Source organism: Kitasatospora sp. NPDC056181, assembly GCF_042266225.1.
Taxonomy (GTDB): domain Bacteria; phylum Actinomycetota; class Actinomycetes; order Streptomycetales; family Streptomycetaceae; genus Kitasatospora.
In genome coordinates, this window is sequence record NZ_JBHJUK010000002.1 from 17,248 (window position 1) to 35,314 (window position 18,067).

The 18,067-nt window shown below is 72.8% G+C and carries 15 protein-coding genes and 1 tRNA gene; 8 read left to right on the top strand and 8 right to left on the bottom strand.

Annotated elements, in window-relative coordinates:
* Positions 1-51 precede the first annotated feature (51 nt).
* Together ACFC1F_RS01265 and ACFC1F_RS01270 are read right to left on the bottom strand one after the other, a co-directional pair.
* Positions 52-639, bottom strand: coding sequence for an NUDIX hydrolase (locus ACFC1F_RS01265; RefSeq protein WP_376154841.1), 588 nt, complete (start codon positions 637-639; stop codon positions 52-54).
* A complete protein-coding gene (locus tag ACFC1F_RS01270; protein ID WP_376154843.1) occupies positions 636-2,180 on the bottom strand; it encodes a zinc-dependent metalloprotease in 1,545 nt (514 codons plus the stop codon). Before ACFC1F_RS01270 ends, ACFC1F_RS01265 begins: the two co-directional genes overlap by 4 nt.
* Positions 2,181-2,391: 211 nt before the next feature.
* On the opposite strand from ACFC1F_RS01270, the gene ACFC1F_RS01275 reads away from it, so the two are divergent.
* From ACFC1F_RS01275 to ACFC1F_RS01290, 4 genes are all read left to right on the top strand, one after another.
* Positions 2,392-3,540 (top strand): NAD-dependent epimerase/dehydratase family protein, encoded by a 1,149-nt coding sequence (locus tag ACFC1F_RS01275; RefSeq protein ID WP_376154845.1) that lies wholly within the window; start codon positions 2,392-2,394, stop codon positions 3,538-3,540.
* A 221-nt stretch (positions 3,541-3,761) separates the two neighbouring features.
* A complete protein-coding gene (locus tag ACFC1F_RS01280; RefSeq protein WP_241002573.1) occupies positions 3,762-4,202 on the top strand; it encodes a molybdenum cofactor biosynthesis protein MoaE in 441 nt (146 codons plus the stop codon).
* A gap of 182 nt (positions 4,203-4,384) precedes the next feature.
* Positions 4,385-4,567, top strand: coding sequence for a hypothetical protein (locus tag ACFC1F_RS01285; RefSeq protein WP_209411189.1), 183 nt, complete (start codon positions 4,385-4,387; stop codon positions 4,565-4,567).
* Between the two features lie 42 nt (positions 4,568-4,609).
* Positions 4,610-5,692, top strand: a complete 1,083-nt coding sequence (locus ACFC1F_RS01290) for a PDZ domain-containing protein (RefSeq protein WP_209411190.1) — start codon at positions 4,610-4,612, stop codon at positions 5,690-5,692.
* 43 nt (positions 5,693-5,735) lie between these two features.
* Here the strand turns inward: ACFC1F_RS01290 and ACFC1F_RS01295 are convergent, their stop codons facing one another.
* On the bottom strand, positions 5,736-6,299 hold the full coding sequence (locus ACFC1F_RS01295) for a PPA1309 family protein (protein ID WP_376154847.1): 564 nt from the start codon (positions 6,297-6,299) through the stop codon (positions 5,736-5,738).
* A gap of 187 nt (positions 6,300-6,486) precedes the next feature.
* Here ACFC1F_RS01295 and ACFC1F_RS01300 point away from each other — a divergent pair, with 187 nt between their 5' ends.
* The 3 genes from ACFC1F_RS01300 to ACFC1F_RS01310 all read left to right on the top strand — a co-directional run bounded on the left by ACFC1F_RS01300 (position 6,487) and on the right by ACFC1F_RS01310 (position 11,954).
* Entirely contained in the window at positions 6,487-9,468 is a 2,982-nt protein-coding gene (locus tag ACFC1F_RS01300; RefSeq protein ID WP_376154849.1) for a UPF0182 family protein, read from the top strand.
* A 56-nt stretch (positions 9,469-9,524) separates the two neighbouring features.
* Positions 9,525-9,598: transfer RNA gene (locus ACFC1F_RS01305), tRNA-Met, on the top strand.
* Positions 9,599-10,178: 580 nt separating this feature from the next.
* Positions 10,179-11,954, top strand: coding sequence for a tetratricopeptide repeat protein (locus tag ACFC1F_RS01310; RefSeq protein WP_376155031.1), 1,776 nt, complete (start codon positions 10,179-10,181; stop codon positions 11,952-11,954).
* Positions 11,955-11,972: 18 nt separating this feature from the next.
* On the opposite strand, the gene ACFC1F_RS01315 is transcribed toward ACFC1F_RS01310, so the two are convergent.
* Positions 11,973-12,392: a Fur family transcriptional regulator gene (locus ACFC1F_RS01315; protein WP_376154851.1), complete on the bottom strand. Its 420-nt coding sequence runs from the start codon at positions 12,390-12,392 to the stop codon at positions 11,973-11,975.
* Positions 12,393-12,498: 106 nt separating this feature from the next.
* Here ACFC1F_RS01315 and ACFC1F_RS01320 point away from each other — a divergent pair, with 106 nt between their 5' ends.
* A complete protein-coding gene (locus ACFC1F_RS01320; protein ID WP_209411194.1) occupies positions 12,499-13,977 on the top strand; it encodes a catalase in 1,479 nt (492 codons plus the stop codon).
* Positions 13,978-14,073: 96 nt separating this feature from the next.
* On the opposite strand, the gene hisN is transcribed toward ACFC1F_RS01320, so the two are convergent.
* The 4 genes from hisN to aroA all read right to left on the bottom strand — a co-directional run bounded on the left by hisN (position 14,074) and on the right by aroA (position 17,884).
* On the bottom strand, positions 14,074-14,871 hold the full coding sequence (gene hisN / locus ACFC1F_RS01325; protein WP_209411195.1) for a histidinol-phosphatase: 798 nt from the start codon (positions 14,869-14,871) through the stop codon (positions 14,074-14,076).
* A 166-nt stretch (positions 14,872-15,037) separates the two neighbouring features.
* The gene (locus tag ACFC1F_RS01330) at positions 15,038-15,361 is read right to left on the bottom strand and encodes a DMT family transporter (protein ID WP_376154853.1); all 324 of its coding nucleotides are present in this window, start codon (positions 15,359-15,361) and stop codon (positions 15,038-15,040) included.
* Positions 15,362-15,480: 119 nt separating this feature from the next.
* Positions 15,481-16,536 (bottom strand): ribosome small subunit-dependent GTPase A, encoded by a 1,056-nt coding sequence (gene rsgA, locus ACFC1F_RS01335; protein ID WP_376154855.1) that lies wholly within the window; start codon positions 16,534-16,536, stop codon positions 15,481-15,483.
* A 16-nt stretch (positions 16,537-16,552) separates the two neighbouring features.
* Positions 16,553-17,884, bottom strand: coding sequence for a 3-phosphoshikimate 1-carboxyvinyltransferase (gene aroA, locus ACFC1F_RS01340; protein ID WP_376154857.1), 1,332 nt, complete (start codon positions 17,882-17,884; stop codon positions 16,553-16,555).
* Positions 17,885-18,067 lie beyond the last annotated feature (183 nt).

Consider the following 18,067-nt stretch of genomic DNA (forward strand, 5'->3'; position numbering starts at 1 on the left):
GGGGCGGGTACGTTTGGGCCCCCCCCCCCTCCTCGTGCCTTCGCACCAATCTCAGGCGGTCAGCTCCCGCGCCCTCGCGACCAGGTCGCGGACCGAGTGGTCGGTCAGCTCGGGCAGGCGGTCGTAGTCGAACCAGCGCAGGTCCAGCGACTCCTCGCTGATCAGCTCCTGCGCCCCGGGCGGGGCCACCGCGATGTACTGGACGTCCAGGTGGGTGTTCTCCGGCCGGTCCTTGCCGGTGCAGCGGACGAGGTGTCGGTCGAGCTTGGCGGGCACCGGCAGACCGTCGACGGCCAGCAGGGCGAGGTCCGGGATGCCGGACTCCTCGGTGGCCTCGCGCAGCGCCGCGGCCGCGAGGTCGCGGTCACCGGGCTCGCAGTGGCCGCCCATCTGCAGCCACATGCCGACCTTGGGGTGCAGGGTCAGCAGCACCCGCCCGGCGGTGGGGTCGACGACCGCCGCGCTGGCGGTGACGTGGGCGGGCAGGCAGGACCGGAACAGGCCCTCGGGCTGCTCGGCCAGGTGGTCCAGGTAGTCGCGGCGCAGCTGCTCCTGGTCCGGGTCGGCGGGCCGCCAGCGGCTCAGGGTGCGGACGGCGTCCGCGTGCAGGGCGGACGGGCCCGTCTCGGTGAGCGTCATGCGGTGGGCTCGCCCTTCCCGTTCTCGTCGTCGTCCTTCTTCTCCAGGTCGGGCTTGGAGCCCTCGGAGGACGCGGCCGCCTCGCCGAGCAGCTTGTCGATCGCGTCGAAGTCGATGCCGCCCTCCAGGTCGCTGGCCGCGTCCCGGTGCACGAAGGCGTCCGGGTCGTCCAGGTCGGCGGCGGTGGGGAGCATGTCGGGGTGCTGCCAGAGGTCGTCGCGGCCCTCGACGCCGCGGGCGTCGGCGAGCAGCGCCCAGAGCCGGGAGGCGTCGCGCAGCCGGCGCGGGCGCAGCTCCAGGCCGACCAGGGTGGCGAAGGTCTGCTCGGCGGGCCCGCCGGCCGCGCGGCGGCGGCGGACGGTCTCGCGCAGCGCGCCGGCCTGCGGCAGGTGCGGCTGGGCGGCGGCGTGGACGACGGCGTCGACCCAGCCCTCGACCAGCGCGAGCGCCGTCTCCAGGCGGGCGAGCGCGGCCTTCTGCTCGGGGGTGTCCTCGGGCTGGAGCAGGCCGCCGGCCAGCGCCTCCTGGAGCGCCTCGGGGTTGCCCGGGTCGAGCTGGCCGACCAGCTCCTCCATCCGGGAGGTGTCGACCTTGATGCCGCGCGCATAGGCCTCGACGGCGCCGAACAGGTGGGCGCGCAGCCACGGCACGTGGGCGAACAGGCGCTGGTGGGCGGCCTCGCGCAGGGCGAGGTAGAGCCGGACCTCGTCGGCGGGGACGTTCAGGCCCTCGCCGAACTCGGCGATGTTCTGCGGCAGCAGTGCGGCCTTGCCGGCCGGGGCGAGCGGCAGGCCGACGTCGGTGGAGCCGACCACCTCGGCGGCGAGGGCGCCGAGCGCCTGCCCGATCTGGGTGCCGAACATGGCGCCGCCCATCGAGCGCATCATGCCCATGAGCGGGCCGGCCATGGCCTGCATCTCCTCGGGCAGGACGCCGCCCATGGCGTTGCCGACCCGCTCGGCGACCGGGTCGACCAGGTCCTTCCAGACCGGGAGGGTGGCCTCGATCCACTCGGCCCGGCTCCAGGCGACGGCGGTGCCGGCCCCGGAGGGGAACTCGGTCGCGCCGTCCAGCCAGAGGTCGGCGAGCCGGACGGCCTCGGCGACGGCCGAGCGCTCGGCGGCGCCGACCGACCGGTCCTTGGACTTGCCCTCGGCGGGCTCGGCGACGACGGTCTGGCGGGCGATGTCCTTGGCGAGGTCCCAGTTCACCGGGCCGCCCTCGAAGGAGAGCATCTGCCCGAGCTGCTGGAAGGCGGCGCCGAGGTCGTTGGGGTTGAGCCCGCCGAACATCGCGGCGAACGGGTTGTCGGCCCCGCCGGGCGTGCCGGGGGTGCCGGGGCCGCCGGGCATCCCCATGCCGAACAGCGCGCCGAACGGGTTCCCGCCGAAGCCGAAGGGCTGCGGGCCGCCCTGCTGCGCCTCTCCCGGGTCCTTCTTCGCCTGCTCGTCGCCGGGCTTGCCCTTGCCGTCCTCGGGCTTGGCCTTGCCGTCCTCGGGCTCCTCTGGCGGAACGCCGAATCCGAAGGGAAGGTCGCTCACGGGGTCCTCGATCCGGTCGGCCGTCATGCGGGGTGGTGGCGGGAAAAGTCTGCAGGCCCGGGGCGGTCGGCGGAGTGGGGGACTCGTGGCCGGTGGGCGGCTCCCGCGCGGCTGGTCCGTGCCGGGTGCACCGCCGGGCCTTCGCCTCGGGCAGGATGGACGTACGTGACACGCGTACGTACGCACATAAGCTAACCGTGGAGGATGGCCGGTGAGTTCCCCGCCTTCGGACGTTCGCTCTGGGCTGACCGGAGGAGAGGACGCCCCGGACATCACGGCGTCGCCGCCTCCAGCCTACGGCGGCAAGCCGCTGACCGTGGCCGTGACGGGCGCCGCCGGCGTCCTCGGTGAGCGGGTCGCGGCCCGCCTGGTGGCCTCGCCGGGGGTGAAGAAGGTCCTCGCGGTCGACGACCGCCGGGGCGAGGTGCCGGGCGTGCAGTGGCGCGTCCTGGACGTCCGCGATCCGGCGGTGGCCGAGCGGCTGGCCGGGGTGGACGTGGTCGTCCACCTCGCGATGGACCTCGGCATGGAGTCCGACCCGCGGGCCCGCAGCGCCTACAACGTGCGCGGCGCGCAGACCGTGCTGACCGCGGCCGCGGCGGCCGGCGTGCACCGGGTGGTGCTCTGCACCTCGGCGATGGTCTACGGAGCGCTGGCCGACAACGAGGTGCCGCTGGCCGAGGACTCGGAGCTGCGGGCCACCGAGGAGGCCTCGCTGGTCGGGGACCTCCTGGAGATCGAGCGCCTGGCCCGGCGGGCCCCGCGTGCCCACCCCGGGCTCCAGGTGACGGTGCTGCGCCCGGCCGTCGTGGTCGGTCCCGGCGTCGACACCGTGCTGACCCGGCACTTCGAGGCGCCCCGGCTGCTGGTGGTGGCCGGCTCCCGGCCGTGCTGGCAGTTCTGTCACGTGGACGACCTCGCGGCGGCGCTGGAGTACGCGGCGCTGGGCCTGGTCGAGGGCGAGGTGACGGTCGGCTGCGACGGCTGGCTGGAGCAGGAGGACGTGGAGCGGCTGTCGGGGATCCGGCGGATGGAGCTGCCGGCCGCGCTGGCGCTGGGCACCGCGGCCCGGCTGCACCGCCTCGGCCTGACCCCGGCCCCGGCGGGCGACCTCGCCTACACGATGTACCCGTGGGTGGTCTCCGGCAGCCGGCTGCACGAGGCCGGGTGGCGGCCGGCCCACACCAACGAGCAGGTGCTGGCCGAGCTGCTGTCGCAGGTCTCCGGCAAGCACGCGGTGGCGGGGCGGCGGCTGGGCGGCAAGGAGGCCGCCACCAGCCTGGGCGCGGCCGGGGCGACGGTGGCGCTGGTCGGTACCGCGGCGCTGGTCCGGCGGGCGCGCAAGCGGCGCCGCTTCTGACGGGCCGGGGTTCTGACGGCCCGGGGTTCCGGGTTCCGGGCGCCCGGGTTCTGAAGCCCCGGGGTTCTGAGTGCCCGGGTTCTGAGCGCCCGGGTTCCGAGGTCCGGGGCTCTGAGGGCCTGGCGCGTCGAACCCCCTCTCATTCTCACGATGCGAAATTTCGCAATCGTGATGCGGAAGCCCCTTGCCCGAAACCACTCGGGATGGGGAATCATGGGGTCATGTCCGAGAACCACGACCCCATCCGCCTGCTCGCCATCCGCGACACCCCGCTCTCGCTCGACGAGGTGTACGAGGCGGTCGGCGACGACGCGGCCGGCGGTACGACCGTCTTCGTCGGGACGGTCCGTGACCACGACGGCGGCAAGTCGGTCGCCGCGCTGGAGTACAGCTGCCACCCCACGGCCGAGGCGGAGATGCGCCGGATCGCCGAGAAGATCGTCGCGGACTTCCCCGTCCGCGCGCTCGCGGCCGTCCACCGGATCGGCCGGCTGGAGATCACCGACAAGGCCGTGATCGTCGCGGTCTCCTGCGCCCACCGCGGCGAGGCCTTCACCGCCGCCCGCCGGCTGATCGACGACCTCAAGCACGAGGTGCCGATCTGGAAGCACCAGGTGTTCGCCGACGGCGAGGAGGAGTGGGTGGGCGCGGGCAACTGCTGACCTGCTACAACTCTCCTGACACGCAGGCGCGCCGGGTCCTCACTCGAACGGGTGCGGGCCGGTACGCCGAATACTCCCTGGCAGTGAGCCGATCGGCCGTCCCGTAACCCGGACAGCGCCACCCGCGTTGTCCGCCGGGGTGGTTAATCTGCTCATAGACACGACGAGCTGGGAGTACTGACATGGCTGCGCTCGCCTGGTTGATCATTCCGGTTGTCGCCGCCCTGCTCGCCACGGTGTGGGCGGGCTGGGCCCAGCGGGCCCCGAGAGCCACGGGGGACCCCGCCTCGCTCGCCGAGCACCGCCGCTTCATGGCCGCGATGGAACGGACCACCGCAGGCCCCGGCGAGGGCTCCGGCCGGTAGCCCGGGGGGCGCCCCGTCACCGGCGTCCCGTACTGTCGAGGCATGCCACGCCGCTCTGCGACGATGCTCGCCGCCACCCTGCTGCTCATAGCGCTGCTCTGCGCCTCGGTGCTGATGAAGGTGCCGTACACCGAGATGAGCCCGGGGCCGACGTACAACACGCTCGGCGTGCAGGACAAGACGGGCACGCCGGTGATCACCATCACCGGCCACGAGTCGTACCCGGTCAGCGGGCACCTCAACATGACGACCGTCCAGGTCACCGGAGCCCGGTACGAGCCGAGCCTGGTCAACGCGGTGGTCGGCTGGCTCCGCGACGACGTCCTGGTGGTGCCGCACGACAACGTGTACCCGCGGGGGCAGAGCGACGCGGAGGCCAAGAAGCAGAACGCCGAGGAGTTCACCCTCTCCGAGGACCACGCGCGGACGGCGGCGCTCACCCAGCTCGGCATCCCGATCGGCAGCGAGCTGATCGTCCAGTCGGTCACCGCCGGCGCCCCGGCCGAGGGCCGGCTGCACGCGGGCGACCGGATCATCGCGGTCGACGGCACCCCGGTCACCGACGCGGACGGCGTGGCCAAGGCGGTCACCAAGCACCAGCCCGGCGAGTCGGCGGTCTTCACCGTGCTGCCGATGGTCAAGGACGGCGGCAAGGCCGACCCGGCGGCGGCCCGGACCGACATCACCGTCCCGACCGTGAAGTCGCCGGACACCGGCAGTGCCATGGTCGGCATCCGCCCCGGCGTCCGGCACACCTACCCGTTCCAGATCGACATCGGCCTGCAGGACGTCGGCGGGCCGAGCGCCGGGCTGATGTTCTCGCTCGGCATCATCGACAAGCTGACGCCCGAGGACCTCACCGGCGGCAGGTTCGTGGCCGGGACCGGCACCATCGACGACGGCGGCAAGGTCGGCCCGATCGGCGGGATATCGATGAAGCTGATCGCCGCCCGGGACGCCGGCGCCGAGTTCTTCCTCACCCCGGCCGCCAACTGCGCCGAGGCGGGGAAGAACACCCCGTCCGGGCTGAGGCTGGTCAAGACCGAGACGCTGGACGGCGCGCTGAAGTCGTTGGAGCAGATCCGATCCGGGCAGACCTCCGCGCTGCCGTCCTGCGCCGGGTAGCACCGCCCCGCGCCACGGAGGAGCGGGGCGGGGGAGCGAGCGGCTAGGAGAAGGTCGCGAGCAGGGCCTCGGTCAGGCCCGGGACGAGGTCGGGGCCGGTCAGCACCTCGCGCGCGACGTCCTTGGAACGCAGCCGCAGGGCGATCTCCTTCTTGCCGTTGCGCAGCACGGCGGCGGTGATCCGCACCTCCTCGCGCTTGGGGTGGTTGGCCACCCACTCGGCGAGCTGGGCGTCGGAGGCGTTGCGCGGGCGGGACTGCTCGGAACCCGGCGGCAGCATCAGCCGCTCGACCACCAGGGCGCAGCCGGCCACGGCGTCGGGCCAGGCGATCGTGCCGAGGAACTTGTCCAGCTCCATGCCGGCCGGCAGTTCGTCCTGCTCGACCGGGGTGAGGCCGGGCTCCTCGCTGTCGCCGAGGCCGAGCTGCTCGGCGATCCGGGGGTCGGCCTTGCGCAGCGCGGCGCTGTCCACCAGGGCGAACAGCCGGGCCGGGAGGTCCCAGCCGAGGGTGGCGGCGTACTCGTCGATCTCCAGGGCGGCCCGGGTCAGCGGGGTCGCGGCCGGGAGCTTGGAGACGTCGTCGGGGGAATTGGTGGCATCGGACATGCCTCAATCCTCACACGCCGGGCGCCCCGGGCGGTGCCACCGGCGGGCGCGGGCGGCGGGCCGGTGCGCCGGGGGAAGGTTGTCGTAACCGTCTGCTAACGGCGGGAACTCGGCTAAAGCCTGGTTAAGTTGCACTGACGACCGACCGATTCCAGACGACACAGCTGAGGTGCCCGTGGTATTCCAGATGCCGGAACGCTCAGGGCCGGGATTCCGGCGCAGGGTAGGCCCGCCCTCCCGGCGCGCGCGGGTGCTCCTGCTGACCCTGGGCGTACTCGCGGTGCTCTTCCTGCTGTTCGTCATGTTCGCCGGGTTCTGGACGGACTGGCTCTGGTTCAAGTCGGTCCACTACTCCTCGGTGTTCACCACCCAGCTCTGGACGAAGATCGGCCTGTTCGCCGTCTTCGGCCTGCTGATGGCGGTGATCGTCGGCTTCAACGTCTGGCTGGCGCACCGGCTCAGGCCGCCGCTGTCGGCGATGTCGGTGGAGCAGCAGAGCCTGGACCGCTACCGGGCCGGGCTCGCGCCGTTCAAGCGCTGGGCGCTGGTCGGCGTCTCGCTGGTGATCGGTCTGGTCGCGGGCGCCGCGGCGTCCGGCCAGTGGCGGACGTGGCTGCTCTGGACCAACGAGACGTCCTTCGGCGTCAAGGACGCGCAGTTCGGCCTGGACGTCTCGTTCTACGCCTTCGAGCTGCCGTTCTACGAGTTCCTGCTCGGCTTCGCGTTCAGCGCGGTGATCGTCTCGCTGCTGGCCTCGGTGCTGGTGCACTACCTGTACGGGGGCCTGCGGCTGCAGGGCCCGGGCCGCCGGGCCAGCGCCGGCGCGCAGGGCCACCTGGCGGTGCTGCTCGGCGTGTTCGTGCTGCTGAAGGCGGTGGCGTACTGGCTGGACCGGTACGCGCTGGCGGTGAAGACCGGCTCGTACAAGGGCGTCACCGGCTGGACCGGCCTGCGCTACGTGGACGCCAACGCGTTCCTCCCGGCCAAGACCATCCTGTTCTTCGTCGCGATCATCTGCGCGGTGCTGTTCTTCCTGACCCCGGTCCGCCGCACCTGGGCCCCGGCCCTGATCGGCCTCGGGCTGATGGTGCTCTCGGCGGTGCTGATCGGCGGGGTGTACCCGGCGATCGTGCAGCAGTTCCAGGTCAAGCCGAACGAGCAGGCCAAGGAGACGCCGTACATCCAGAAGAACATCGACGCGACGCGGAAGGCGTACGGGATCGCGGACAGCGAGGTCACCACCTACGAGCCCGGGAACGCGACCAACGCGGACGCGTTGAAGCCGGACGCCCAGACCATCGCGGACATCCGCCTGCTGGACCCGAACGTGGTCGGCCCGACCTTCCAGCAGAACCAGGCGCTGCGGAAGTACTACGCCTTCCCCAAGTCGCTGGACGTCGACCGGTACGGCTCGCAGGACACCGTGCTGGGCGTGCGCGAGCTGGACCTCAACGGCATCCAGCGGAACTGGATCAACGACCACTTCAACTACACCCACGGCTACGGTCTGATCGCCGCCAAGGGCAACCAGGTCGACGCCAACGGCAACCCGGTCTACACCGAGTCCGCGCTGCCGACCAAGGGCGCGTTCGGCCCGTACGAGCAGCGCGTCTACTACGGCGAGAAGACGTCGACGTACTCGATCGTCGGCGGCGGGTACCAGGACATCGACTACACGGCGGAGGACGGCACCCCGGTGCACTTCTCCTACACCGGCGACAGCGGTGTCTCGCTGGGCAACCCGCTCACCCGGGCCGCGTACGCGGTGAAGTTCGCCGAGCCGCAGATCCTCTACTCGGACGCCATCAAGGACGGCGCCAAGGTCATCTACGACCGCACCCCCAAGGAGCGGGTCGAGAAGGTCGCCCCCTGGCTGTCCATCGACGCCGACCCGTACCCGGTGGTGCAGGACAACAAGCTGGTCTGGGTGCTGGACGGCTACACCACCTCGGACGGCTACCCGTTCTCGTCCAAGACGACCCTGGGCGACGTCACCAAGGACTCGCTGACCAACCAGCGCGGTGAGCTGCTGACCGCCGCCAACAAGGTCAACTACATCCGCAACTCGGTCAAGGCGACCGTGGACGCGTACACCGGCGAGGTGACGCTCTACCAGTGGGACGAGAGCGACCCGGTCCTGAAGACCTGGATGAAGGCGTTCCCCGGCACCGTCAAGGCGAAGGCCGAGATCCCGTCCACGCTGATGCCGCACCTGCGGTACCCGCAGGACATGTTCAAGGTGCAGCGCGACCTGCTCGCCGAGTACCACATGACCGACGCCGGCGGCTTCTTCAACGGCACCGACATCTGGCAGGTGCCGGCCGACCCGACCACCAACACCAACGAGGTGCAGCCGCCGTACTACCTGACGGTCCGGATGCCCGAGGCGCAGGCGGCGACCTTCTCGCTCACCACCAGCTTCGCGCCGAGCGGGCGTGACAACCTGGCCGCCTTCATGTCGGCCAGCGCGGACCCGGGCCCGGACTACGGGAAGATCCGGATCGCCAAGATGCCGACCGGCTCCGGGGCGCTCGGCCCGAAGCAGGTGCAGGCGAAGTTCAACTCGGACCCGACGGTCGCCAACCAGCTCACGCTGCTGAAGACCGGCACCGACTCGGACATCGAGTACGGCAACCTGCTGACCCTGCCGGTCGGCGGGGGCCTGCTCAACGTCGAGCCGGTGTACCTGATCGGCCGCAGCGCCAAGGTGCCGGTGCTGAAGAAGGTGCTGGCGACGTACGGGAACGAGAACGCCGTCGTGGCCGTGGAGGACAACCTGGAGAAGGCGCTGGCCAAGGTCCTCGGCGGCGCGGTGACCGGTGCACCGGTCACGCCCACCGTTCCCGGCACCTCGCCGACTACGCCCGTCACGCCGACGACCCCGGTCACGCCGACCACGCCGCCCACGCCGGGCGCCGGCGTCCCGGCGGACCTGCAGAAGGCGATCGCGGACGTGCTGAAGGCGCAGAACGACGTCGACAACGCCCTCAAGGCCGGCGACTGGGTGGCCCTTGGCCAGGCGCAGAAGGCGCAGAGCGAGGCGGCCAAGGCGCTGGCCGCGGCCCAGCAGAAGGCGGGCCTCGCCCCGGCGGCCACGCCGTCGCCGTCGGCGGCCGCGACCGGCTCGCCGGGTGCCACGCCGTCGCCGGGGGCGAGCACCGGCCCCTGAGCTGCGGTAACCGATTGCTGTTCCGCCCCGCGACCGTGCTATGGTTCAACTACCGACGCGGGGTGGAGCAGCTCGGTAGCTCGCTGGGCTCATAACCCAGAGGTCGCAGGTTCAAATCCTGTCCCCGCTACTCAGTAGCAACCAGAGGCCCGGAGGATCATCCTCCGGGCCTCTGGCGTTTTCCCCGGGGGGTGTGTGGGTCCGCTCCGGTACTATCGACCGTCGCCAATGACGCCGGCATTGGGGTTTGTGGTGCCGAAGTGTCGGGAAATCGACAAAGCGTCGAAGCAATTTCGTCGGCTTCGGATCCGCCTCGCCGAAATCGGCCGGGGCAGGTGTACGCGGGTTGCGGGTGATGCGACGATGGGACACATGGGGGACGCCGACCGGCTGCTGACCGGTCGTCCGATCCGACGCGTCCCCTGGGGGTCCCCCCGGCCGAAGGCTGGGGGCAAATGCCGCGACACTCTGGGGGAGCGGGAGTCGGCATGAGGCTGATCGGCAGGAACGGACCAGGGGCCAAGCCCGCTGCGGCCGCCGAGGCGGACACCGACGCCTGGGCGGAGAGCCCCGAGAACCACCCCGGCGCGCTTCCCGCCCAGCGCACCAGCGGCCTGACGGAGCGCCGCCCCTCCGGCGGCTACGGCCCCGACAGCCTGGTGCACGTCTCCGCCCGTCAGTTCGCCGCCTCCATCGGCCCCTACGGCGCCATGACGGAGGCCGCCGACGGGGAGGACGGGCGCGACCCCGCCCGCCGCTACGACGACGGCGACGAGGCCGGCTTCGACTCCGCCAGCTTCGAGACCGCGCTCGCCGCCCGGGAGCAGGCCGCCCTGGAGTCCCGGCACCGCCAGGCCGCTGACGACGGCGACCCGGACGCCGCCGGCCGGCTCGGCACCCTGCTGCTGCGCCGCGGCGACCTGGAGGACGCCGAACCGTACCTGCGCAGCGCCGCGGCCGCCGGGCTGCGCTCCGCCGCCAACAACCTCGGGGTCCTGCTGCACCAGCAGGGCCACCGGGCCGAGGCCGCCCAGTGGTGGCGGCAGGCGGCGGTCGCCGGCAGCGCGCCCGCCGCGCACGCGCTCGGCCTCCAGCTGCGCGACCAGGGCGAGGAGGAGGCCGCCGAGTACTGGCTGCACTTCGCCGCCGACCACGGCCACCCGCTCGGCGCCTACGCGCTGGGCGACCTGATGGAGCACCGGCGCGACGTCCGCGCCGAGCGCTGGTTCAAGGTGTCCGCCGACGCCGGGCACCGGGAGGCCGCCTACCGACTGGCCCGGATGCGCGAGGCCGCCGGGGACAAGGAGACCGCCGAGACCTGGTACCGCACCGCCGCCGCCCGCAGCCACGCCCGCGCCGCGCTGCGGCTGGGCGTGCTGCTGGAGGAGCGCGCCCGCACCGACCAGTCGCTGCTGGACGAGGCCGCTCGCTGGTACCGGCAGTCGGCGCAGAACGGCGAACCGCGCGCCGCCTGCGCGCTGGGCTTCCTGCTGCGCGACTCCGGGGACGTCACGGCCGCCGCCGAGTGGTGGCAGGAGGCCGCCGAGGCCGGCGACGGCAATGCCGCCAACGCCCTCGGCGCACTGCACGCCTCCCGCGGCGAGGCCGCCGAGGCCGAGCGCTGGTACCGCGGCGCGCTGGACGCCGGCGACCAGAACGGCGCCTTCAACCTGGGCCTGCTCTGCGCCGGCACCGGCCGCGACCAGCAGGCCGAGCAGTGGTACCGCCGGGCCGCGTACGCCGGGCACCGGGAGGCCTGCAACGCGCTGGCCGTGGTCCTGCTCCAGCGCGGCGACGAGTCCGGCGCCGAGCCGTGGTTCTCCAAGGCGGCCGAGGCCGGCAGCGTGGACGGCGCCTTCAACCTGGGTGTCCTGCACGCCGGGCGCGGCGAGAACCGCCAGGCGCAGGAGTGGTACGCGCGCGCCGCCGCGGAGGGGCACGGCGAGGCGGCGCTCCAGCTGGCCGTCGTCCAGGAGCAGCGCGGCAACCTGGCGGGCGCGCTGGAGCGCTACCGGCAGGCGGCCGCGGGCGGTTCGGCGGAGGGCGCCTTCCGGCTGGCCTCGGTGCTGGACCGGCGCGGCGACGCCGACGCGGAGGCGGAGCACTGGTACGCCCTCGCGGCCGACGCCGGCCACCGGCGGGCGCAGGTGCGGATGGGCGTGCGGGCGGCGGAGCGCGGGGCGCTGGAGATCGCGGAGAGCTGGTACCGGCGGGCTGCCGAGGCGGGCAGCCGCAGTGCGGCGTTCAACCTGGGCCTGCTGCTGGCCCGGCAGGACAGCGAGGCGGAGGCGATGCTCTGGTACACCCGGGCCGCCGATGCCGGCCACGGCCGGGCCGCGCTGCGACTGGCCCTGCTGGCGCTGCGCCGGGGCGAGCCGGTGCAGGCGGAGAACTGGTGCCGGCGGGCCGCGGACTACGGGCCGGCGGAGGTCGCGGAGCGCGCCGGGCGCCTGCTGGGCGCGCTGCACGCGGAGTTGAGCGCGTAACGGGCGTCGGCGGCCCGGTCAGGGTCTGTTGGTACAGGCCGGACAGAGGCCCCGGTAGGTGATCTCGGCGCCGGAGACGGTGAAGCCGAAGCGCTCGGAGGCGGGCAGGGCGGCCAGCGGGTCGCCCTGCGGGTGGACGTCGCGGATCGCGCCGCAGCCGGAGCAGACCAGGTGCTGGTGGGCGTGGTGCGCGTTGGGGTCGTACCGCTTGGCCCGGCCGTCGGTGGCGACCTCCAGGACCTCGCCGAGGACGACCAGTTCGCCGAGCGTGTTGTAGACCGTCGCGCGGCTGATCTCGGGCAGCAGGGCCACGGCGCGGGCGTGCACCTCGTCGGCCGTGAGGTGGACGTGTTCACCGTCGAGGACCTCGGCGACGACCCGGCGCTGCGAGGTCAGCCGCCACCCACGTCCGCGAAGTCGTTCCAGCAGGTCACTCATGCGTACAGGGTAGGTGAGACTCCGAGTCTGGTTCCAGTGTTGACTTAGACAAAGTCCAAGTTAGGATCGAGTCCGTCACGATCGGAACCCGCGGAGGCACCCTCTTATGACTACCCAGGACGAGCTGCGCCCCACCCTCACCACGGAGGCGGGTGCCCCCGTCGCCGACAACCAGAACACCGAGACCGCCGGCCTCGGCGGTCCGGCGCTGATCCAGGACCAGCAGCTGTTCGAGAAGCTCGCGCACTTCAACCGGGAGCGCATCCCGGAGCGCGTGGTGCACGCCCGCGGCGCGGCGGCGTACGGCACCTTCACGGTGACCGCCGACGTCACCGCCTACACCCGGGCGGCCTTCCTCGGCGAGGTCGGGAAGCAGACCGAGACCTTCCTGCGGTTCTCCACCGTGGCCGGCAACCTCGGCTCCGCCGACGCCGTCCGCGACCCGCGCGGTTTCGCGCTGAAGTTCTACACCGAGGAGGGCAACTACGACCTCGTCGGCAACAACACCCCGGTGTTCTTCATCAAGGACGCCACCAAGTTCCCCGACTTCATCCACACCCAGAAGCGGGACCCGTACACCGGCTCGCAGGAGGCGGACAACGTCTGGGACTTCTGGGGCCTGTCGCCCGAGTCGACCCACCAGGTGACCTGGCTCTTCGGTGACCGCGGCATCCCGGCCACCTACCGCCACCTCAACGGCTACGGCTCGCACACCTACCAGTGGCAGAACGAGGCCGGCGAGCACTTCTGGGTCAAGTACCACTTCAAGACCGACCAGGGCATCAGGAACCTGACGGCCGAGGAGGCGGCGAAGCTCGCGGGCGAGGACCCGGACAGCCACCAGCGCGACCTGCGCGAGGCGATCGAGCGCGGCGAGTTCCCGACCTGGACGGTGCAGGTCCAGATCATGCCGGCGGCGGACGCGGCCCAGTACCGCTTCAACCCGTTCGACCTGACCAAGGTCTGGCCGCACGAGGACTACCCGCCGATCGAGATCGGCAAGCTGGAGCTGAACCGCAACCCCGACAACATCTTCGCCGAGGTCGAGCAGTCGATCTTCTCCCCGGCGCACTTCGTGCCCGGCATCGGCCCGTCCCCGGACAAGATGCTGCAGGGCCGCCTGTTCGCCTACGCGGACGCCCACCGCTACCGCGTCGGCATCAACGCCGACCACCTGCCGGTGAACCGCCCGCACGCCACCGAGGCGCGCAACAACAGCCGCGACGGCTACCTGTACGACGGCCGCCACGGCCGCCAGAAGAACTACGAGCCCAACAGCTTCGGCGGCCCGGTGCAGACCGGCCGTCCGCTCTGGGCCCCGACCGCCGTCACCGGCGCCACCGGCACCCACGAGGCGCCCTCGCACAGCGAGGACAACGACTTCGTGCAGGCCGGCAACCTGTACCGGCTGTTCTCCGAGGACGAGAAGCAGCGGCTGATCGCCAACCTGGCCGGCTTCATCGCCAAGGTCTCGGCCGACCGTGACGACATCGTCGAGCGGGCGGTCGAGAACTTCCGCAAGGCCGACGCCGACTACGGCCGGCGGCTGGACGCGGCGGTGCGGGAGCTGCGCAAGCAGCAGTAGCGGCACCCCCGATGAGCAGCGGGCCCGTCCCGGCCGGAAGACCGGTCGGAACGGGCCCGCACCCATGTCCGGACGAGGCGCCCGGGGCCCTGCGGCTCAGACGCTGAGACGGCGCAGGGTCTCCTCGTGCAGCAGGCCGTTGGAGGCGACCGCGTCGGCGCCGCCCGGGCCCGGGATGCCGTCCAGACCGGTGAAGCGGCCGCCGGCCTCCTCGACGATGACGCAGTTGGCGGCCATGTCCCAGAGGGAGAGCTCGGGTTCGGCCGCGATGTCCACCGCACCCTCGGCGACCATCATGTACGACCAGAAGTCGCCGTAGGCGCGGGTGCGCCAGCAGGCCCGGGTGAGGTCCAGGAACGGGTCGAGCCGGCCGCGGTCCTCCCACCCGGTGAGCGAGGAGTACGAGAACGAGGCGTCCTCGATCCGGGAGACGCCGGAGACGTGGATCCGGCTCGCCTTGGCCAGGCTGCGGCCGGCGAAGGCGCCGAGGTCCTTGGCCGCCCACCAGCGGCGGTTCAGCGCGGGGGCGGAGACGATGCCGACCACCGGGCGCTCGACGCCGTCCGGGCCGTCCTCCAGCAGCGCGATCAGGGTGGCCCAGACCGGCACGCCGCGGATGTAGTTCTTGGTGCCGTCGATCGGGTCGATCACCCAGCGGCGCGGGCCGGAGCCCTGGAGGCCGAACTCCTCGCCGAGCACCGCGTCGCGCGGCCGGGCGCGCTGGAGCACGCTGCGCACCAGTTCCTCGGCGGCCTTGTCGGCGTCGCTGACGGGGGTGAGGTCGGGCTTGGTCTCGACCTTCAGGTCGAGGGCCCGGAAGCGCTCCAGGGTGACCGAGTCGGCCGAGTCGGCGAGGACGTGGGCGAGTCGGAGATCGTCGTGGTAGTCGGCCATGGCCAAGACCCTAGCGAGCCCGCCCTGATCGGGACAGTCGGGCTCGCGGAGCGGACAGGAACGTTCCGGCCGGTGTGCAGCCCCCTCGGGCCGGCCCGAGGCGGGCCGGGCGCGTGCGGGCCCGGCGCGTGCGGGCTCAGTGCGTGCGGGCCGGGCGCGTGCGGGCTCAGTGGGCGGAGCCGCTGAGCTGGAGGCCGATCACCCCGGCGATCACCAGGGAGATCGACACCAGCTTGAGCACCGAGGTGGCCTCGTCCAGGAAGAGCATGCCGTAGATCGCGGTGCCGGCCGCGCCGATGCCGGTCCAGACCGCGTACGCGGGGCCGACCGGCAGGCTCTTGAGGGAGAGGGTCAGCAGGCCGAAGCTGCTGAGCGCGAAGACGCAGAAGCTGATGGTGGGCCAGAGCTTGGTGAAACCTTCACTGAGCTTGAGGTTGATCGCGAAGCCGGTCTCCAGGAGGCCGGCCAGGATCACCAGGGCCCATGCCATCGCGTGCTCTCCCTGTCGATCGACGGGTCGGGCGGTGATCCGGCCCGACTTTCCTATGATCACCAGGCAGGGGCGCTCCGACACCTCGAACGCCCGAAATCGGCCGGGGCCGCCCGTTGTCAGTCGCCCTCGCGGGCCTCCTTGCTGGAGAGCAGGCGGCGCAGCGAGTAGAGCCGGGCGGGATCGGCGTGGCCGTCCGCCACCCACGCGTCCAGCGCGCAGTCCTGCTCGTCGTGGCTGCACGCGCGCGGGCAGCCCTCGGTTCCCGGCTCCAGGTCGGGGAAGGCGTGGATCACCCGGGACGGGTCGATGTGCGAGAGGCCGAAGGAGCGGAAGCCCGGGGTGTCGATCACCCAGCCCGGGTCGAGCGCCTTCTTCGACCCCGGCTTGGCCCCCGGGGGCGGCGGCAGCCGCAGCGCCAGCGCCGAGACGGTGGTGTGCCGCCCGCGGCCGGTCACCGCGTTGACGTGCCCGGTGGTCCGCTGGTGCAGCGGCACCAGGGCGTTGACCAGCGTGGTCTTGCCGACGCCGGAGTGGCCGATGAAGACCGTCGAGCGGCCGCGCAGGTGCGCCCGGACCGCCTCGGCGCCCTCGGTGGCCAGCTCGTCCCGCCGGGTCACCACGTAGCTGATGCCGAGTGGGGCGTAGGACTCCAGCAGCGGTTCGGCCGGGGCCAGGTCGGACTTGGTGAGCACCAGCAGCGGCTCCATGCCGGCGTCGTACGCGGCCACCAGGCAGCGGTCGATCAGCCGGGGCCGGGGCTCCGGGTCGGCCAGCGCGGTGACGATGGCGAGCTGCTGCGCGTTGGCGACGACGATCCGCTCGTACGGGTCGTCGTCGTCCGCGGTGCGGCGCAGCACCGAGGTGCGCTCCTCGACCCGGACGATCCGGGCCAGGGTGTCGGCGTCCCCGGAGAGGTCGCCGACGATGTTGACGACGTCACCGACGACGACGCCCTTGCGGCCCAGCTCACGGGCCTTCATGGCGACGATCTCGCGCTCGTGCTTCGTCCCCGCGTCGAGCAGGCAGGTCAGCCGGCCGCGGTCGACGGTGAGCACCATCGCCTCGGCTGCGTCCTCGTGCTTGGGGCGGATCCGGGTCCGCGGCCGGGAGCCCCGGCGCGCGGGGCGGTTGCGGATGTCGTCCTCGTCGGCGTCCTTGCCGTAGCGGCGCATGTGCCCAGTCTCCCGCTCAGCCGCCCGCCACTGTCCCGGTGAGGAGCTCGTCCCACATCTTCGGGAAGTCCGGCAGGGTCTTGGCCGTGGTGGCCACGTTCTCCACCTGGACGCCCTCGACGGCGAGGCCGATCACCGCGGCGGCGGTGGCCAGGCGGTGGTCCTCGTAGGTGTGGAAGACGCCGCCGTGCAGCGTGCGGGGGCGGATCCGCAGGCCGTCCTCGGTCTCGGTGACGTCGCCGCCGAGGTCGTTGATCTCCTTGGCGAGCGCGGCCAGCCGGTCGGTCTCGTGCAGCCGCAGGTGGGCGATGCCGTAGAGGTGGGACTCGGAGTCGGCGAGCGCGGCGACGGCCGCGATCACCGGGGTCAGCTCGCCCACGTCGTGCAGGTCGGCCTCGATGCCGTGGATCCGGCCGGTGCCGGTGAACTGCAGGCCCTCGTCCGTGAACTCGCACGCGCCGCCCATCCGCGTGTAGATCTCGCGGAGCTGGTCGCCGGGCTGGGTGGTGTGCTTCGGCCAGTCGCGGACGGTGACCCGGCCGCCGGTGACCAGGGCGGCGGCGAAGAACGGCGCGGCGTTGGAGAGGTCCGGCTCGACCACCATGTCGCGGCCGATCAGGGCGCCGGGGGTGACCCGCCAGACGTCCTTCTCGCCGCCGTCCTCGGGGGCGTCGACCTGGACGCCGGCCAGTCGCAGCATCTCGACCGTCATCCGGATGTGCGGCAGCGAGGGGACCGGGCCGCCGACGTGGCGGACCTCCACGCCCTGGTTGTAGCGGGCGCCGGAGAGCAGCAGGGCCGAGACGAACTGGGAGGAGGACGAGGCGTCCAGCTCGACCGGGCCGCCGTCCAGCCCGCCGGTGCCGTGCACGGTGAGCGGGAAGGCGCCGCGGCCGCCGTCGTCGATCCGGGCGCCGAGCGCGCGCAGGGCGTTGATCACGCCGTGCTGCGGGCGCTCGTAGCTGCGCGGGTCGCCGTCGAAGTGCACCGGGCCGTCGGCGAGGACGGCCAGCGGGGGCAGGAAGCGCATGACCGTGCCGGCGTTGCCGACGTCGACCGAGGCCGGGCCGCGCAGCGCGGGCGCGGGGATGATCCGCCAGGCCTCGCCGCCGCCGGTGCCACCGGCGTCGTTGTTGACCTGCTCCTCGATGCCGACACCGAGTGCGCGCAGGCCGTCGGCCATCAGCTGGGAGTCGCGGCTGCGCAGCGGGCGCCGCACCCAGCCGGGCTCGGTGGCGAGTGCCGCCAGCACCAGGGCCCGGTTGGTGACCGACTTGGAGCCGGGGATGGTGACGGTGGCGTCAACGGGGGTGGTCGCGACGGGGGCGGGCCACAGGGTCTCGGTCATGGGGCAAGTTTAGGGGCCGTACGGGAACCGCCCGCGCGGTGGCCGGATGGCGGAACGGGGCTGTGGCCCGCCCGCTCGCCTCCGGGCGCTCGGGCCCGGCGCCGACGCTCATCGTTGCGGCGCTCGTTCCTCGCTTGTCGCTCATCACTTTCGGCACCGGCGCGCCCTTCGGCTCGGGGCGGG